Origin of the sequence: Desulfovibrio intestinalis (assembly GCF_014202345.1) — a bacterium.
Lineage (GTDB): Bacteria > Desulfobacterota > Desulfovibrionia > Desulfovibrionales > Desulfovibrionaceae > Desulfovibrio > Desulfovibrio intestinalis.
In genome coordinates this window covers 313,581-331,141 of the sequence record NZ_JACHGO010000002.1, presented here as the reverse complement: position 1 = coordinate 331,141, position 17,561 = coordinate 313,581, and the positions used below count along the sequence as shown (strand labels likewise).

The window sequence follows — 17,561 nt, the reverse complement described above, 5'->3', positions numbered from 1 at the left end:
CACGGCTCTATGCCCATTGACTTTCTCATCCCTTTGCTGGCTGGTGCTGCTTGCGGCGGCTTCATTAACGGATTGGCCGGGTTTGGCACCGCCCTGCTGTCATTGGGCATCTGGCTGCAAATAATGCCCCCGTGGCAGGCTGTTGCCATTGTGGCGGTAATGTCTGTGCTTAGTGGAATCCAAAGCTTGTGGCTGATACGTCATGACCTGGGAAATGGCACAACCCGTCTTCCCCGGTTTCTTTTGCCAGCGTTGATGGGGATACCGCTGGGCTCGGCAACGTTGAACCTTATTGACGCGCAAACTCTTAAATTTGCCATTGCGGGTTTCATGCTGCTTTACGGGGCCTTTTTTGCACTACGCCGCTCATTGCCACAAATTGAGCGGCAAATGCCCGTTGCTGATGCCACCATTGGCTTTTTGGGGGGAGTTCTTGGCGGGGCGGCTTCACTCTCTGGCGTGCTGCCCACAATGTGGTGCGCAATGCAACCGTGGACCAAGGGCGAAACCAGCGCTGTGCTTCGCCCCTACAATGTGACCATCCTTGGCATTACAATCGCTTTCTTCGCCTGGCACGGCTATTACTCGCAGCAGACGTTGCTGTTTATAGCAATTGCCCTTCCGGCAACACTTATTTCTTCACAAATCGGCATTGCTGTTTTCCGGCGGTTGAGTGATGTGCAGTTTCGTCGGCTTCTGGTCTGGCTGCTCTTCATCTCAGGATTTTTGCTGGCTTTGCGCGAACTGGCATGACACAAGATGTGTTTGCTTTTTTGGCGCTCTGCATGAATTTCGTTTTGTTTTGTCTGGCGCCATTGCTGTTTTTAACTGGGACCATTGCGGGCTTCAGACTGTCTTGCACGTTCCTCGCTTGGAACAGCGCCTCCGCATCAACCAGATTTTCGATTGATTTATAATTTATGCTAAATATTTGTGTATTTTCAATTGACCTGATAGTCGGCAGAGCATACGCAGCTACAGCGAAAATTTTCGCAAGACGGGCATGCGCTTGTCAGTTTTTTGTGGGAACATGAATAGGGAGACCAGCGAAAACAGACGCGGATTTCTCACTGCCTTCAAACTCCATTGCAGTGAGGCCAATCAGCCCTTCGCTTGAAAATTGAGACCGCACAAGTATGAAATCTACTCGCGCAGCACTTTTCACTCCTACAGTTCACGGCACCCATCCCACAAGTACCTGCTTCTGACGCTCGACGTAGCGCCCTTCACCGGGCCAAACGAAAATGCACGTGTTTCAGCGTTCAGGGCAGTAAAGAGCGGTTTACTCTCTTACGGAAATGATTTGCGTATACAGATGCACTCGGGGCTTCTCAAGCACCTCCTCGCTGTAGCAAGGTTGGACTCACTGATTGACCTTCAAGTACACCCTTTTGAAAAAAGGCACGAGGATGAAACTGAAACCTTTCGATAAAGTGCTGGTACGCCATGCTAAAACCGAACCGTGGACAGCAACGTTTTATTCACACCCTGAGCGCGAAGGCCATGTAACGCTGGACAGACGCGCTGTGTGGGCCGAAGGAAATATTCTTCCCTACGACGATAAAACTGGGCACCTTCTCGGCACAACAGATGATTTTGAACCGCCGATTGATGAAGCAACCCTGTTTGCGTGCGGTCAATGGGTAGAAGTTCGTTGCGGGGCAGACAGGCTTTTCGTCAAGGTTCTGTACCTCTATTGCGACAAAACGTGGGACAAGCCAGTTCATTTTGTTTTTGAACCCATAAGCAGTAAAAAACTAGGTATTACAGCAGGTGAAGGCATTCGCCCGGTGCAGAACGCCTGCGCATAATGCCCCATCTTCAGGGCTTGGAGCCTTTTACCAAAAAGGTTTTGCTGCCTACCGCAGCACGCCGTACACGGTGTTGATTCTGCAAAAAGGCTACGGCACGCCTGTTCGCCGCCAGCATGCAAAAAACCCGTGCACTGCGATGACGAATATTCTCCGGCCTGGCAGCATACTCTGAACTGGTCCTCCAAGGTCTGTCTGAAGAATCTTTGTTTATATGGCCGCACGGCAACCTTTGTTAGAAATTCAAAGCAAAAATCCCCGATCCCGGCATTAACCGGAGTCGGGGATTTTGTGCAAATTGCCTGGCGGCAGAGAGGTCTTTTATCGGGCGCTCAGCACGGCTGCCTGACGCACAGCCTCAATAAGGCTGTCTTCACTGGCTATACCCTTGCCAGCAATGTCAAAGGCGGTGCCGTGATCCACCGAAGTGCGAATCACAGGCAGCCCTATGGTGATATTCACGCCATCGGCAATGCCCATCACCTTGATGGGGCCATGCCCCTGATCGTGGTACATGGCTATCACTACGTCAAAGTCTCCACGTCCGGCGCGGAAGAAAAGCGTATCTGCCGGCAACGGACCTTCCACATTCCAGCCCCTGGCCTGAGTAGCTTTTACTGCGGGCACAATTTTGGTTTCTTCTTCGCCATTTCCGAACAGCCCGTTTTCACCGGCGTGAGGGTTGATGGCGCAGACCGCAATGCGCGGGTTGGCAATTCCTGCGCTGACGAGGGTAGCGTGCGCTCTGGCGATGGTGCGCTCCACAAGGGCGGGTTCTATTTTATTCACGGCGTCAATGAGCCCCAGGTGGGTTGTAACATGCACAACCCGCAAGGTGGGCGTCATGAGCATCATTGAAACTTCAGGCGTACCCGTAAGGTGGGCCAGCATTTCAGTATGCCCGGGAAACATGTGCCCGGCGGCATGCAGGGCTTCCTTGTTCAGCGGTGCAGTGCATATGGCCTGGGCTTTGCCAGCCTGCACAAGCTCTACTGCCTTTTTGATAAACTGAAATGCCCCTTCGCCAGATGCAGCTGAAACCACGCCGAAAGGATGTCCCTTGGGGATGACAGGAACATCAATACAGTCAATGACGTCAGCCACGTAGCGAGCCTCATCCGGGTCAGCAATGGCATTGACCGTAACTTTGCTGCCTGTGATTTTCACAGCTTCGCGCAGGCGCTCCGCATCCCCCACTACAAGAATTCTGGCCCAGGAAACAATTTCCGGGCGAGCCAAAGCCTTAGCTATAATTTCTGGCCCGATGCCGGAAGCATCGCCCATAGTGATGGCTACAATGGGAAGATTCAAGCCAATTCTCCTTTTTGATTTGCCGCGCGTATATATTCAAGGCATCGTGAGAGTGTGCGCTCCGAGCCGAACGAACCCGCTTTGGTGATAACAGGCAGAGCATGCTGCCCCAAGGTTAAACCGACGGGAACGCCGCTTTCCACTTCCGTTACAAGCTGTATGCCGTGTATGCCCGCTCGGGCCATAAGCATGGCAGCGGTTTCGCCTCCAGTGGCCACAAGCCCGCCCGAAACTTCAAGCGCCTTGTGCAACGCGACTGCCAGCCGGCTGGCCAGTATGCCGCCCCGGGAAAGATCGGGATCGTCAACTTCAACAATCTCCGCCACAACATTCTGCCCGGCAAGCAAGGCTTCCCTGATTTCTTTTCCGCGCGCTTCAAGTGCATCGTCACTGGCAGAAGCCAGCTCGGCAGGCGTAAACGGCACATGCAGCACGGGCTTTGTATCCAGAACCACGCGCAGAGCCTGGCGTGAAACCTTCACAAGGCTGCCAACCACCATAAGCACTCCCCGCGTGGTTGTCGGAAGCAGAATGCTGACGCCGCCCGGCGACGCGCTGGACATACGGGCCAAAGGAACGGCCAGTCCGCCTGTGCCCGCAAAGAAAACCTGCTCTGCCAAAGGGTAGGTGGCCTGGGCGATTATCGCAAGATCTTCAAGAGTTTCGGCATCGCACACCACGCCGTCATACCCCTTGTCCATGCTGGCCTTCACCTGGGCCATAACCTGTTCGGCCCCGCTTCTCACCACATCCAGAGTAATACTGTTTGTGTTCACCCCGGCATGCCGAAGGTTTTCAACCAGATTGCCGTCCGGGTATGTGTGATCCCTGGCCCAGACTTCTGTGGCTTCAAGAGGTTCACCATTAACCAGCACGCAACCGTTCACTGTTGTTCTGCCTGTGGCAGGAAACGCCGGGGCCATAATCACAAAGGAAGGACCGCCGAGCTTGCGCAGCACTGCAACAGTGGCTGCCGTTTCTGCCATTGGCTGCCCGCGCATGAGAGAATCAAGTTTTTTGTAAAGCAACGTATTCTTGGCAAACCGCTGCTCCAGCAGGTCTGCATGGGCTTTAGCCGCCTGTTCTGCTGAAAGCGCCCGGCTTGCAACGTCTACTGCCACTACTCCGCCAGGAATGTCCACAGCCTCGTTGCCCTCAAACAGCACCGATGAAGGAATTCCGCTTTTGGCAAAGGCAATAGCGCAGTCTGCAGCACCGGTCAAATCATCCGCAACAATAAACCATGAAGGATTCATAACGGTCTCCTCGTGCCAGCCATTTGCAGCCGCACGGTATGTCCTGCAGGCATGCAGGTACTGCCATTACTCCGCGGCATCGGGCAAGTCTTTGGGAGCACCAAATTTCTTGACGCCCCAGGCCGTAACAATGGGCGTAAGAATAGCCGTAACCACCACGCACGCCGCCACAAGCACCGTCGCATGCTGTGCGGCAGGCGCGTAGACGGGGTTGGCCTGCGCTATAATCATAGGCACTGCGGCGGCATTGCCCGCAGTGGATGAAGCAGCAAGGCCAGCCACGCCAGTGCCGCCAGTAAAGCGGTCGCCAAAAAAGAGAACTGTGCCCGTGATGGCCACAACGCACACACCGAGTCCCACACCGAGCAGCCCCGCATTCCAGACTTTGGAAAGATCAAGCCCGGCCCCGAGCGCAAAGGCAAAAAAGGGAATCAGCACAGCTGGTGCGGCTTTAAGAAATTCACGCATGTCCTTGTCGAGGTTGCCAAGAATCATGCCCAGCACCAGGGGGAAAATTGCGCCCACCATCATCTGCCAGGGAAAGGCAGAAAGCCCGGCCACGCCAAGTGTGACCATAGTAAGGAAGGGGCCTGATTCAAGACACATGATGGAATAGGCCGCCACGTCGCGAGGTTTGCCATATTGCCCCATAAGCGCCATGTACAGCCCGCCGTTGGTGTCGTTGAGGGCAGCCACAATGGCCAGGGTAGAAATTCCGGCAAAAAAGCCTTCTTCCACAGGAGCTTCACCCAAAAACTGCCCCACAGTAATGCCTATAACAGCGGCAATGCCTACCTTGGCAATAAAAAGAACGCCGCCCTTTTTGATGATATAGGGCGTTGTTTTAAAGCTGATGGTTGCGCCCATGCAGACATAGTACACAGCCAGAATGCTTGTTGCCCCGGTAAAAAGGCCGCCTGTAAAAGAGCCGAATATTTTTGGGGTATTGGGGAAAAAAGTGTTGCAAAGCGCCCCAAGCAACAGGGGAATGACCATAAGCCCGCCAGGAACCCGCTCCATTGTCCGTTTAATCTGCATACTGAGCCCTCCAATTGATTACGCGAAATCCCGTTCCCGGGCAGACAAAAAATGATAGAAATGCGCATAAAATTAACGCAAATTTTGGGCAAAAATAAGTATATTTCCCAAAACATAGCGAATATCTGCGCTATTCGGGAAAATAACAGATTGATTGAAATGAGCAAGATTTTTCTTATTTATGGTACTTTTTACATTTTATGTAATTTTTTTGATTAATCTGCGCATTTTTATCACTCAGGAAAACCTTACATTTATTCCTGCTTCACGTTATATGAGCGATTAATAATATACAGGAAGGATGACTATGCGGCGGAGCAGAGAACGACGTACGGCCATGTTGGAAGCCATCGCAGGCGGAGCCAACGATATAAAACTGCTGGCAGAAAAGTTTGAAGTTTCATTTTCTACTGTGCGGCGTGACCTGCAAAGGCTTTCCAAAGAAAAAGCGGTGGCCCGAACATATGGCGGCGCCATGCTTGCTTCTGGCATTCAGGAAGAAAACTATCCGGTGCGTGAATGGCAACACCGCGCTGCCAAGCAGGCCATCGCCCAGGCAGCGGCCGCCCAGGTGCAGGATGGAGACACCATCATTCTTGACGGGGGTTTTACCATCACCTTTATGGCCCGGTTTTTGAGCGATAAAAAGCTTACAGTCATAACCAACAACATCAAGCTCACCGCCATTCTTGCAGATGCGCCCAATATAGCGACTATTTTTCTGGGTGGCGCTGTCCGCCCCATCAGCATGAGCGCATACGGACATTTTGCGGAAGAAGCCCTGCGCTGCCTCACTGCCGACAAAGCCTTTACCAGCGCCAATGGCCTTGTGCCCGGCAGGGGCCTGTGCGAGGCAACGATGGAACAGATAGCTCTCAAGCGCCTTATGATGCGCCAGGCCAAGGAAACCTTTGTGCTCGTTGATGCATCCAAACTTGACTGCTCTTCGCAGCCCGTGTGGGCGCACCTGCCCTTGAGCTGGACCCTTGTGACAGATGCGGACGAAAGTCTTTGCCAGCCATTTGTGGATGAGGGGGCCAGGCTGCTGCAGGTCAACACAGCATGCCTGGACAGCGCGATGCAGAAGGATTGACGTTCCTGCAAGCGTTTGCCCGTGACAAGGCAAACTTCTCCTGTCATTGACGAAAACGAAAGGCCCGCGACAACTATCGCGGGCCTTTCTTCGTTATGGAAAAGACAAAACTGTCTGGCTACTTCTTTTCGTGCAGCCGTGCGCGGGTTCGCAGGGCTGTACGCCACATCCACGAAAGCACCAATCCCACGGCTATGCCAATAAATGCATAGGTATTGCGTATGGCGTTTGGCGCGGCATTGGGCCACCAGTTGCTAGAATGGCTCCAGGCCGTGTGGTACAAAGTCCAGCCAAGGGCCCCCGCAAGCACTAGCACGGCAAACGCGCCGCCCAGCCAGAACAGGGGAATGGGCTCTTGCCAGAAAAAGGATGTGCGGTAGAACCTGCGCCGGGCCATGCATATGGCCAGCAGTATCACAGCCACCATTCCTGCCGTCAGCCAGGCAAACCCGTTAAGCAGCGCCCCCGCAATGCCCAGACAAAGAAAAACGACAGCCATGCGGAAGGCGCGCGCCTGCCGCCGCTCCAGCCCATAAGAGACAAACAGCAGCGCAGCGCCAGACAGACAGCTGACAAAGTGCCCTATGGTCGTCACATGATAGGGCCCCATAATGCCCAACATGGTAAGCGCATGGTGCCGCAAAGGCAGGATGGACGAAAGCAGCAGAATAACCCCTGCCGAAAAACACATGTAGGCCGAAATGGTGTGTGAAAGCACGGAAAGCCAGCGGCCCGTGCCGCGCAGCATATCACGCCGCTGCCGCACTTCATACACGGCCAGCAGAATGGCAGCGGCCAACAGGGGAATAATAAAATAGATGAGCCTGAACAACAGCACGGCGGCAAAGACCATCTGCTCGTGCGACGTGTGTGTGAGGTGCAAAATTACCAGTTCAAATACACCCACTCCACCGGGAATGTGCGTCAAAACCACCGCCACCTGCGCCATGAGGTAGCTTGGTAAAAAGTCAATAAAACTGACGCCCATATCGCCCGGCAAAAGCACATACATGCAGGCGGCGGCGACCACAATATCAATACCGGCTACCAGCGCCTGGGCAATGGCTATACGCGGGGGCGGAAAAACGAATTCCTTGCCAAAGATATGCACTGGCTTTCGAATGAAAAAGCAAAGCGCCAGATAGGAGCAGGCGATGGCAAAAAGAATTACCCCCAGAATGCGCACATCCTTGAGGGGCATTTTTACCAGTAGTTCATCAGGAATAATGGGCGGCGCTACCATAAAGATAATACCGCAAAGGCCCAGAGCTCCCACCCAGAATGTCACGGCCAGCATGAGCACAAGGCGCACTATATCTGTGAGGGAAAACCCCCAGGCAGAGTAAAAGCGGTATCGTACACTGGTGCCGCCCAAAAGAGCGCCAAAATTATAGCTCACCGCCTGGCCTACAAAGGACACCAGAGCAACGCGGGGCAAGGCCAGTTTTTTACTGATGGCCTTGAGCGCCAGCCAGTCATAGCCCACAAGAATCATGTAGTTGACCACCATAAGCAGAAGCGACAAAACAATGCGCGTACCGGATATCTGGTCAATACTCTCACGGATCTGGGCGACGCTGTAGCTCTTGAGCTTGTGGTACAAAAGATACACCGCCAGTAGAAAGATGGCGGTGATCAATAATGGGCCAATATATCGCAAGTATTTTTTCATAAGCTGCCGTTGCTTGAATACGCCTGATGACCGGATTAGTTCATAAACATTGATTAAGCATATACGCTGCGCCAGCACTGTGCAAGTGTCAACTGCATCCCCTTAACATCGTTATCTTCCTTACAGGGCTGGAATTTTTTCTCAGGGCTTGACCGAAACCTGAGCAGTTGCTAATGTTATATCCGGGCTACGGATTTGATCCCGCCCCGTTCGGCCAGAGTGGTTTAGCTGTTACAGGTGTAGCTGCTCGGCGTGAATTTTCCGGCAAAATTCACGCCGCGATATTGTCGCAAGGCCTGCAAATTTTGTCCTACAGTGGCTCAAGCGTTCAATACGCTCTCACGGGCATAGCTGAAACTTGCCGGGCAGCCTGATCTAATCGAAAAAACATTTTTGTATAACGCATGCTCCGCTGCCTGGGCAGCGGCGTTTTTTTTGCGTTGCGAGGTTCAACATGACGAGTATCCCTATTTCCGTGCAGGGCTATAAGGCTCTGGAAGACGAATTGGCCCGCCTGAAGAGTGAACGCCCGGCCATTATCCAAGCCATCAAGGAAGCCCGTGAAGAAGGCGACCTGCGTGAAAACGCCGGCTATGATGCCGCGCGCGAACGCCAGGGCATGGCCGAAGCGCGCATCAAGTACATTGAGTCGCGCATGGCCCTCTATCAGGTTATTGATCTGGACACCCTCAAAGGCGAAAAGGTCATTTTTGGCGCCACCGTTGAAATGGAAGATGTAGACAGCGGCGAAGCCAAAACCTACACCATTCTTGGTCCCGACGAGGCCGATCCCACCACGGGCTCCATTTCTTTCCTTTCTCCTGTGGGCCAAGCTCTTCTGGGCCGTGAAGAAGGCGACGAAGTTTCCGTGGAAATTCCGCGTGGCCGCGTCACCTATGAAATTACAGGCATCAGCTTCAAGGGCAGCAAGGCTCTCAAATAGCCCTCAGGCTAAAAATTTTCTTTCATCATCAGGGCCCATCCCTGATCGGGAGCTGCTCGCAGCATTGCATTGCGCAAGCCGCTTCCACGCACTGTGCCGCCCCAGCGCGCGAGAAAAATCTCCCGCGTCTGGGGCGTAATGCGTTGCCGTTCCAGAACATCGCCCACATGGTCCACATGTTCAAGAGCACTTCCTGATCCCGGCGGAACATGCCACTGCCCCCACGGACAGCTCATGCTGTGCAACCCGGCCGAGGCCAGCCGCAAGCCAAGGTCTGCCCCGGCCCAAGGCCCCATTGCAAGGTCATAGCCGCCCTGCTCAAGAAATACCGCGCGCTGTACAGCCATTGCCTGTTCAGAAACAGCCAAAACCCGGCGTGTCAGCAAAAGCTGGCCCCAAGCGATGGAAGACAACAGTTCGCTCTCTGCACCCCGTTGCGACGCAAAAGGCAAACCTGTCACATCTGGCATCAGGCCTGCATGCCATAGCCGGCCGCCGCGCCATAACGTTCCCCCCACTGTTCCGATGCCCTTTTCAAGGGCCAGAGCCATAAGCTGTTCCGGCAAACTGCCCGGCAGGGGAAGAATACGCGCATCCAGAAAAAACAGCACCTGACCAGAGGCAGACTGTGCGGCTTGATTACAGGCTGCATGCCAGTTTTCTTTCTTTTTTCCCTCTAGTGGCGGCAACAGACGCACGTTCAGTGCAGAGGGCGGGGGTGATTTTTTAAAGGCTTCGGCTGCCGCAGCGTTCACGGGCTGACAGAGCACTTCCAGACAAACCAGTTGAGACAACCTTTCCAGATCATTCCACAGAGCCGTCGGTACGGGCGTGGCGTCCGCGGCCAGGAGCACCACACTGCACCGGGAGCATGCGTCCAGCTCATGACGCAGCACAAAAAAATTGTTGCGGATGGTGGGCACAGCCGTAGCCCTTAGCCCCCTGCGGCAGGCGCTTTCATCAAGGGCGCGCCGCGTGGCTTCAAGAACATAGGGTTTGGCCCCCAAGGAACCACTGGCGCTCTGGGCGTGAACGCGCCAGTGATAGAGAATCTGGGGAATATGGGCCACACACTCTGGCCGCAGGTTTTCGGCAACCCGCAGGCTGAGGTCAAAATCCTGCGAACCTTCAAATCCCGCTCTCAGGCCGCCGACCTGACGCAGCCTTTCGGTGGCATAGACAGAAAAATGCCACACGGCGCAGACCCAGGGGTCGAAATCAGCCTTAAGGATGGGCGTACGCCGCACGCCTCTGGCGTCCACCTTATCCTCGTCGGAATACACCAACACCAGGTCGGGGTTTTGCCGCACAAGGGCCGCCACCTCTCGCAGTGCGTGTGCAGGCAGCAAATCGTCGTGGTCCAGAAATCCCGTCCAGGGAGCGTCCGACAGCTCCAGTGCCGTATTGGACGCTCTGGCGATGTGGCCGTTCTGCTCCCGCACGGTCAGGCGCATTCGTCCTTCCTGGGCTGCATATCCACGCAGTATTTCAGGAATTTCATTTATGGTTGACGCATCGTCAGCCACACAGAGTTGCCAGTGCGGGTACTCCTGGGCCAGAACCGAATCCAGAGCCGCACGAAGATGCTCTGGCCGGGGATTATACACGGGCATAACCACGGCAATGGTAGGCCAGGTTCCGCCCACGTCCAGACGGTCAAAGTCCTCCACCTCCTGCCGCGTGTTTACCGATCTTTCTTTTTCGGCCAGCTCTATCCAGGCGTCGAAGGACGCAGGGCAATTGTCCAGTCCGCTGCTGTAAAGTCCTTCATCTGAAAGGGCCTGCAACCCCGGTTGCAGGTCATGACGTTGAAAATCTTCGGCATGGGCCAGCCAGGACGCAGCGCTGGCCGTGAGCAGGGGTAAGTCGTCTCTTTTGCCGCAGTCCAGCAGCTTTTCAGCCGCAAAAAGATACCAGGGCAAGGTGCTGGGCAGACTGGAGGGAAGTTCTCGGCAAAGCTGTACGGCGAAGGCGCGCTGCCGTGGCGGCATACTCTCAAGCAAGGACAACAGGGTGCGGGGTTGCGGATCGTGCCGCCAACGCAGCCAGTCCGCCAGACCGCTCCCCTCTTCATCCAGCGCGGATTCGTCCATTGTGCCTGTAGACGGCCACGCCTGCCCACACAGCCAATGCGAACAGCCGTATTCCACACCGTCTGCCCGGACAAGGGCCGCGTGGTCGGGGCGCAACAGATCGGGGCTCAGCCGCTCACGCTGAAGCAGGCTGTTCCAAAGTCCACAGGTTTTCCAGGCGTCAAGATCATCAGTCAGAACTGCCAGCGATGCAGGCTCGCTGCTGAAGGCCCTAAGGGGTTTATCCGGCGCAGGGGCTGTCAATTTCAGGCACAAATCCATATGGGCAAGGCTGTCCAGCGCAGCATTGAAGCCGCCTGCGGCCAGAAAATCTTCACGCCGCAGCAGCAGGGCTCCCGCATGTCCCACCTGAAAACGGCGGCGCTTTCCGGCCAGAGCATGGCCCAAGGGCAAACCTTCATAAAGATAGTGCAACTGGCCGAGATAGTCGGCCACGCAGCCCATATGAGCGATGCGCGCCCTTTGGCCCGGCTGACCGCACGCAGACGGGCAATCTTCACCAGAAGAGCTGAAAGCTTTTTGACCGTAAAGAAAGAGCGGATTCACCCCCGCGAGGTCGGGTTCTTCAGCCAGCCTGCTCAACAAAGGTGGCAGGCTGCCGGGCGCAAGCAGAACCTCTGACGACAAAAGCAGAAGATAGGGAGTTCGCGCCTGATGAGCAGCGCGGTTGGCTTCTTCCAGCAGATGTCCCCCGGCTTGCGGGCTGTTACAGCGAAAAGCGCGCAACACTCCACGGCGCACCAATTCCCGCCCTGCAACCATTGCTCGCTCGCGCTCGCTTTCGTGGCAGAGCACCACTAGGTTTTGCCCGCCAGCACCAGCGGCTTCAAGAGCGGCGCAGCACGCCTCTGGCGAAAACTGCGTCCACACCCGGAGCAAAACGGTCAGCCAGGGCCTATTTTCATGCTCTGTACTCATGCGATCACCCTATAACAGAGCCTGATGCTGCGCAACGCACCAGCCGCCGGGCAAGGCTGCAATCGGCCTGGCTTTCTTGACCCGGCGCTGCAACTCTGCTCTACTTGTTTAAGGAAGCACTGATTAAAGAGCTCCTGGAAGCGCGCAGTTATTTCATTTGGCAAGGCGCGATCTTTTTTTGAAGCAGGAGTGGACTCTTCCGTCCCCGACTGTTTCAAAAAAAGCGAAGCGACACCGCCAACCGGAATAAATCAGCGTTTCCTTAAAGTATGCCATTGCACCACCGCTCGGAGCCCAGCCATGCCGCCCCTTGTTTCAGTGATTATTCCCGCCTACAACAGCCGCGCTCATGTGGCTCGCGCTTTGTCCAGCCTTGAAAGGCAGAAAGAAAACAATCTTGAGGTGGAAGTCATTGTGGTGGACGACGGCTCCACAGACGGAACCGCCGACTTTGTGCGCAGCCGGTTTCCCCTTGCGCAGTGCATCGCGCAAAATCATGCCGGACAGGCCGCAGCCCGCAATACAGGTATTGATGCCGCCACAGGAGATTATATTGTATTTCTTGACGCCGACGACCTGCTATGCCGAGGCTGTCTACGCTCAGGAATTGACGCCCTTGCCCGCCACAATGCTGACATCAGCGTGTGCCTGTGTCTCAATTATGTAGAAGGAAAGGACGAAGGCCATTTCTGGCCCCTGCGTCAGGATCAGTACCCCCTGCACCTCTGGCATTCCAATATTTCTCCTGTCCACACGTTCATGTGCAAGCGCCCCGTGTTCACCAGCCTGCGGTTCACTGACCTTCCCGCCTGCGAAGACTGGTTTTTCTGGTTTCAGTGTGGCCGGGCGGGTTTTCAGTTTACCTGCAATACAGACGGTATGGCCGTATACATTCACCGAAGGGAAGGTCTTGCGCAAACCGTAGGCGGGCAACGCACAGATATGCGCGTGCATCTTGACGTGGGCCGCCATTTGCGCCAGGCCGGCGGTCTGCCCCCGGAAGAGCTGTTCACAGCCGCCGTGGCGCATCTTGCAGGGGCGCTCACCTGCGCCTCAAACCCCAAGCAGCATCATACCGACAATGTGCGCCAGTTGCTTCAAGAAGCCGAACACACATTGGGGCTGGCACTGGAAAGCAGAGACTCTGCCCGGCGCCCAGACCCGGCTGACCCGGCGGGATTGGCGGTACAGTGCCACATACTGCAAGCCTGCGCCCTCGCCTGCGGCCTGCCCGGCGAGGCTGTGGAGCTGACACGGGGCATCCGCGTTCTCGGCCAGCATCTCTGCCCCGGCATAAATGATTTCACCGACGGTAAACAATTGCACGCTGCATGGCGTGAAGCCTTTGCCCGCACGGCTGTGCCGCCTTCCGTCATGGCCCAGACACTGCACGCGCACTTTGATTCAGCCGACCTTGTTGTACCCGCGCTCTGATACATAACGGCAACTCAGGACATCAAACCGCGCCCCGCGCATCACAGAAGACTTGGCAGACCCCGCATGTATTTGCTAGGCTTGCAGCCGCCTGGCCTTTTGCTGGGCAAACTTCCCAAGGCTTACGCAACTCAAGGCTCATTGCATGACACAGACACTGCCCCGTTTGCTCTATCTGCTCGCTGTATTGGCCTGCTACCTGTTGCTGATGCCCAATCCCGTGACAATCTTCATGGCCGCCTGCCTGTCTTGCCTTACCCTGCCTCAATATCGCAAGCTACGCCAAAAAGCGCGGTCCTGGCGCATTGTACTGGAGCGTAACGAGCCTGACTCGCGCGCGCGCAGCACAAAACTGGCCCTCTCGAACGCCATGCCCCTCTATGCTTACATAAGTATGCTGGTGGCGGCCCTTGTGGTGCCAGTGGCCGTATTGGTGCTTCTGGTGTCGCCGCAGGCAGCCGCGGGCTTTACACGCCTGCGCGAGCTGCAGGCCAACAACTTTCAGCTGCCGCTGGAATGGGTAAACTACATCCAGCAGTGGCGGCAAAGCCTTACCGAGCACCCGCGGCTGGAGCGTATTTTTAATGATCTGCTTCTGAAACTCGACAGTTTCTTTGACAGCGCCATGAGCGTACTGCTGTCGCGTGGGGTAGACTTTCTGGGCGGCACTATGACCGTGCTGTGGACCAGCTTTCTCTTCATAAGCCTCACAGTGATCTTCACTATCTACTCCCGCCGTATCCGTAAAATCGCAGGCAGGATCTTTCATATTTCGCAACCCATGCTGCGGCGCTTTATTGCTGCCATCCACAAGGCTTTGCGCGGTATTATGCTCGGTATCGTTCTTGTGGCCCTGGCTCAAGGTCTTCTTTGTGGCCTGGCTTTTGCCGTGGCTGGCGTCAATCAGCCCGCCTTCTGGGGACTGCTGGCCACACTGGTGGCCCCCATTCCGATGGTAGGCACGGCGCTGGTGTGGGTTCCCCTGTGTATTTCTCTTTGGTTTACAGGCAAAACCATGGCCGCTGTGGGCCTGGCATTGTGGGGCACGCTGGCAGTCGCTGGCGTGGATAACGTGCTGCGACCGCTATTTTTGCGGCAGGGTATCAAAGCTCCATTTTTTGTATTGATTATCTCCATTCTCTGCGGCCTTTCAAGCTTTGGCCCGGTAGGACTTATTGCAGGTCCTGTGCTGCTGGCCTTTGCAATGCAGGCGGTGGAGGAAGCCAACCGTACATATAGGTATAATGTTTAATACAGACTTTTACGCCATTCCCCGGGTTGCAGATATGCCACGCACCCGGGCCAGTGGGCGCGCCTTACGCGATACAGATCACGGCCACACTACGCAACGCCGCCATTTCAAGTGCATGACCAGCATCTTTCTGGCCTGCCTTGTCATTTTTTGCGCCCTGCCCTGTCAGTCTCTGGCGGCCATGCCTGTGCGTGCCGCCATTCTTATCAATATGGACACGGGCGCGGTGCTTTATTCCAGAAATCCCGACCTGGCCATTCCTCCGGCTTCGCTGACCAAGGTCATGACCATGTATCTGGCTATGGACCAGATACAGGCGGGAAAAATAAAGCTTGGCGAAAAAATAAGAATTACGCCTGAAGTGGCTTCTGTGGGCGGTTCATCCATGCATTTGCGCGCTGGCGAACGGGTTCCCTTGCCGCAACTGCTGACTGGCATGGCTGTTGTTTCCGGCAATGATGCAGCCACAGCGGTAGCCCGCCGTGCTGGCGGCAATGAGCGGCAATTCGTGCGCGCTATGAACCAGAAGGCCAAAGCCGTCGGTATGAAGCAAACGACGTTCAAAAATCCCACCGGGCTGCCCGCTGCCGGACAAAAAACCACAGCCAGGGATATGGCCCTCATGACGCGCGCCTATCTTCGGGCACATCCGTCAGCTCTGCGCTATCATAACGTGACCCTGTTTACCCACAGAGACAGAAAAACCCGCAACACCAACGCGTTGTTGGGGCAGGTTCCCGGCGTCAACGGGCTCAAAACCGGGTGGACAGTTGCCTCGGGCTACAATCTTATTGTCACGGCCCAGAGAGGCAAAACCCGCATGCTGGCAGTGGTGATGGGCGGCACCAGCAGAGTGGGACGCGACAATGCGGCCCGCCGCCTCATTGAGGCAGGATTTCGGTACCCCACTTCGCCCAAAAAGATACAGCAGATGTTTGCTGGCAAAAGAAAACGCTAACGCAAACTGAGCTTCACATGACGCATAAAGGCGGCGGGAATAACTTCCCGCCGCCTTTCATTTTGTCATTCAGCTTTTGTGTTGAACTTCTGAACTAGAGCAAATTAACTTTGAAATGTATTCTCAAAGTTGAAATGCACTATGCCTGCTCAAGAGCCTGGGCAAGATCAGCAAGAATGTCGTCGATATGCTCAAGCCCCACAGACAAACGGATAGTGCCGGGGGTAATGCCCGCGTCATGCAGTTGCTCATCGGTCAACTGGCGGTGCGTTGAACTGGCCGGGTGCAGAACGCAGGTACGAATGTCAGCCACATGTACTTCAAGAGAAATCATTTTCAGGCTGTCAATAAAGCGCACCCCAGCCTCACGTCCGCCCTTCAATGAAAAAGAAATGACGCCGCTGCACCCATCGGGCAGATATTTGTCGGCCAGAGCCTTGTTGGCGTTATCGGGCAGGCGTGGGTAGTTAACTGAAGCCACCTTGCTGTGTTCCTGAAGAAAGGAAGCGGCCTTTTCTGCATTGCGGCAGTGGCGCTCCATCCGCAACGGCAGGGTTTCAAGCCCCTGATTGATGTAAAAAGCGCCCTGTGGGCTTTGGCAGCAGCCCATATCACGCATGAGCTGCACCCGGGCCTTGACGATATAGGCCGCTTTGCCAAAGGCCGTGGTGTAAACAAGGCCGTGGTATGAGGGATCGGGTTCGGTAAATTCGGGGAACTTTCCGCTGGTCCAGTCAAAATTTCCGCTGTCAACAATAACGCCGCCCATTTGCAGGGCATGGCCGTCCATATACTTGGTGGTGGAATGGATAACGATGTCTGCCCCATACTCAAAAGGACGGCACAGCACGGGCGTGGCAAAGGTGCTATCCACAAGCAGCGGAAGGCGATGCCTGTGCGCCAGCCGGGCAAAGCGCTCGATATCCAGCACATCCATAGACGGATTGGTCAGAGTTTCGCCAAAAACAGCGCGGGTATTGGGTCTGAAGGCTTTTTCCAGTTCCGCATCAGAGGCATTCTGGTCTACAAAGGTAAATTCAATGCCGAGTTTTTTCAGGGTGACGGCAAAAAGATTGAATGTGCCGCCGTAGATACTGGAAGCGCTGACAACGTGGTCGCCGCTCTGCGCGATATTGAGCAGGGCGAGCATGCTGGCGGCCTGGCCGGAAGAGGTACACAAAGCCCCTACCCCGCCCTCAAGGGCGGCAATCTTGCGTTCCACAGCATCCACAGTGGGGTTACCCAACCGGGTATAGAAAAATCCTGCGTCCTCAAGATCAAAAAGCCTCGCCACGGCCGCCGTGGATTCGTATCTGAATGTGGTGCTCTGGGTGATGGGCACAACGCGGGGTTCACCGTTTTGGGGCTCATACCCAGCGTGCAGACAAAGAGATTCCGTTTTCATGCCATCCTCGAATATACGGTGGTAAGGAAAAATATCGGCCAATGCCTGTATGCCAAGAGGCTTGAAAAAATAGCGCAAGCTTGTGCTGGTGGCAACCATTCGCATAGAGGTAGCCTTCACGCCAACCCGGGTCGCTGCCGTTAAGCCCATATGCCAACAGGTATCACAGGTAAATGCTTTTGACCGCGTGCAGAGTTGAAATTTACCACTTTTTTCAAGGTTATCTTATGGTTCATGCGCCAGCAAAAAACCACAGCCCTATTGACCGCTCACCGTTTACAGCGTATAATTTTCTGCAAATGACGGCTGGTTGACGGTGCGGAAACATGAGGGGCATGAATACCGCACATGCCAAGGTCAGCGGCCTTCCGCATCAC

13 protein-coding genes are annotated in these 17,561 nt (G+C 55.2%); 7 read left to right on the top strand and 6 right to left on the bottom strand.

Going from position 1 to position 17,561, the window contains the following annotated elements; genetic code table 11:
* Positions 1–9: 9 nt before the first annotated feature.
* On the top strand, positions 10–753 hold the full coding sequence (locus HNQ38_RS04265) for a sulfite exporter TauE/SafE family protein (protein WP_183718168.1): 744 nt from the start codon (positions 10–12) through the stop codon (positions 751–753).
* Positions 754–1,370: 617 nt separating this feature from the next.
* A complete protein-coding gene (locus tag HNQ38_RS04260; protein ID WP_183718167.1) occupies positions 1,371–1,811 on the top strand; it encodes a hypothetical protein in 441 nt (146 codons plus the stop codon).
* Between the two features lie 321 nt (positions 1,812–2,132).
* On the opposite strand, the gene pdxA is transcribed toward HNQ38_RS04260, so the two are convergent.
* The 3 genes from pdxA to HNQ38_RS04245 all read right to left on the bottom strand — a co-directional run bounded on the left by pdxA (position 2,133) and on the right by HNQ38_RS04245 (position 5,416).
* Complete coding sequence (pdxA, locus tag HNQ38_RS04255) at positions 2,133–3,122, bottom strand: 4-hydroxythreonine-4-phosphate dehydrogenase PdxA (RefSeq protein WP_221277803.1); 990 nt, start codon at positions 3,120–3,122, stop codon at positions 2,133–2,135.
* Positions 3,119–4,378, bottom strand: coding sequence for a four-carbon acid sugar kinase family protein (locus HNQ38_RS04250; protein ID WP_183718166.1), 1,260 nt, complete (start codon positions 4,376–4,378; stop codon positions 3,119–3,121). Before HNQ38_RS04250 ends, pdxA begins: the two co-directional genes overlap by 4 nt.
* A gap of 66 nt (positions 4,379–4,444) precedes the next feature.
* A complete protein-coding gene (locus HNQ38_RS04245; RefSeq protein ID WP_183718165.1) occupies positions 4,445–5,416 on the bottom strand; it encodes a 2-keto-3-deoxygluconate permease in 972 nt (323 codons plus the stop codon).
* A 337-nt stretch (positions 5,417–5,753) separates the two neighbouring features.
* On the opposite strand from HNQ38_RS04245, the gene HNQ38_RS04240 reads away from it, so the two are divergent.
* Positions 5,754–6,509 carry a DeoR/GlpR family DNA-binding transcription regulator gene (locus HNQ38_RS04240; protein WP_221277802.1) on the top strand — a complete coding sequence of 252 codons (756 nt, stop codon included), beginning with the start codon at positions 5,754–5,756 and terminating at the stop codon, positions 6,507–6,509.
* Between the two features lie 118 nt (positions 6,510–6,627).
* Here HNQ38_RS04240 and HNQ38_RS04235 read toward each other — a convergent pair whose 3' ends face one another.
* Positions 6,628–8,181 carry a putative bifunctional lysylphosphatidylglycerol flippase/synthetase gene (locus HNQ38_RS04235; protein ID WP_183718163.1) on the bottom strand — a complete coding sequence of 518 codons (1,554 nt, stop codon included), beginning with the start codon at positions 8,179–8,181 and terminating at the stop codon, positions 6,628–6,630.
* A gap of 454 nt (positions 8,182–8,635) precedes the next feature.
* Between HNQ38_RS04235 and greA the strand changes: the two genes are divergently transcribed.
* Positions 8,636–9,124: a transcription elongation factor GreA gene (greA, locus tag HNQ38_RS04230; RefSeq protein ID WP_183718162.1), complete on the top strand. Its 489-nt coding sequence runs from the start codon at positions 8,636–8,638 to the stop codon at positions 9,122–9,124.
* A gap of 8 nt (positions 9,125–9,132) precedes the next feature.
* On the opposite strand, the gene HNQ38_RS04225 is transcribed toward greA, so the two are convergent.
* Positions 9,133–12,135, bottom strand: coding sequence for a glycosyltransferase family 2 protein (locus tag HNQ38_RS04225; protein ID WP_183718161.1), 3,003 nt, complete (start codon positions 12,133–12,135; stop codon positions 9,133–9,135).
* Positions 12,136–12,435: 300 nt separating this feature from the next.
* Between HNQ38_RS04225 and HNQ38_RS04220 the strand changes: the two genes are divergently transcribed.
* From HNQ38_RS04220 to HNQ38_RS04210, 3 genes are all read left to right on the top strand, one after another.
* Complete coding sequence (locus HNQ38_RS04220) at positions 12,436–13,569, top strand: glycosyltransferase family 2 protein (protein WP_183718160.1); 1,134 nt, start codon at positions 12,436–12,438, stop codon at positions 13,567–13,569.
* 145 nt (positions 13,570–13,714) lie between these two features.
* Entirely contained in the window at positions 13,715–14,821 is a 1,107-nt protein-coding gene (locus tag HNQ38_RS04215) for an AI-2E family transporter (RefSeq protein ID WP_183718159.1), read from the top strand.
* Between the two features lie 34 nt (positions 14,822–14,855).
* Positions 14,856–15,779: a D-alanyl-D-alanine carboxypeptidase family protein gene (locus tag HNQ38_RS04210; protein ID WP_246387981.1), complete on the top strand. Its 924-nt coding sequence runs from the start codon at positions 14,856–14,858 to the stop codon at positions 15,777–15,779.
* A 139-nt stretch (positions 15,780–15,918) separates the two neighbouring features.
* On the opposite strand, the gene HNQ38_RS04205 is transcribed toward HNQ38_RS04210, so the two are convergent.
* Positions 15,919–17,184: an O-acetylhomoserine aminocarboxypropyltransferase/cysteine synthase family protein gene (locus HNQ38_RS04205; RefSeq protein WP_183718373.1), complete on the bottom strand. Its 1,266-nt coding sequence runs from the start codon at positions 17,182–17,184 to the stop codon at positions 15,919–15,921.
* Positions 17,185–17,561 lie beyond the last annotated feature (377 nt).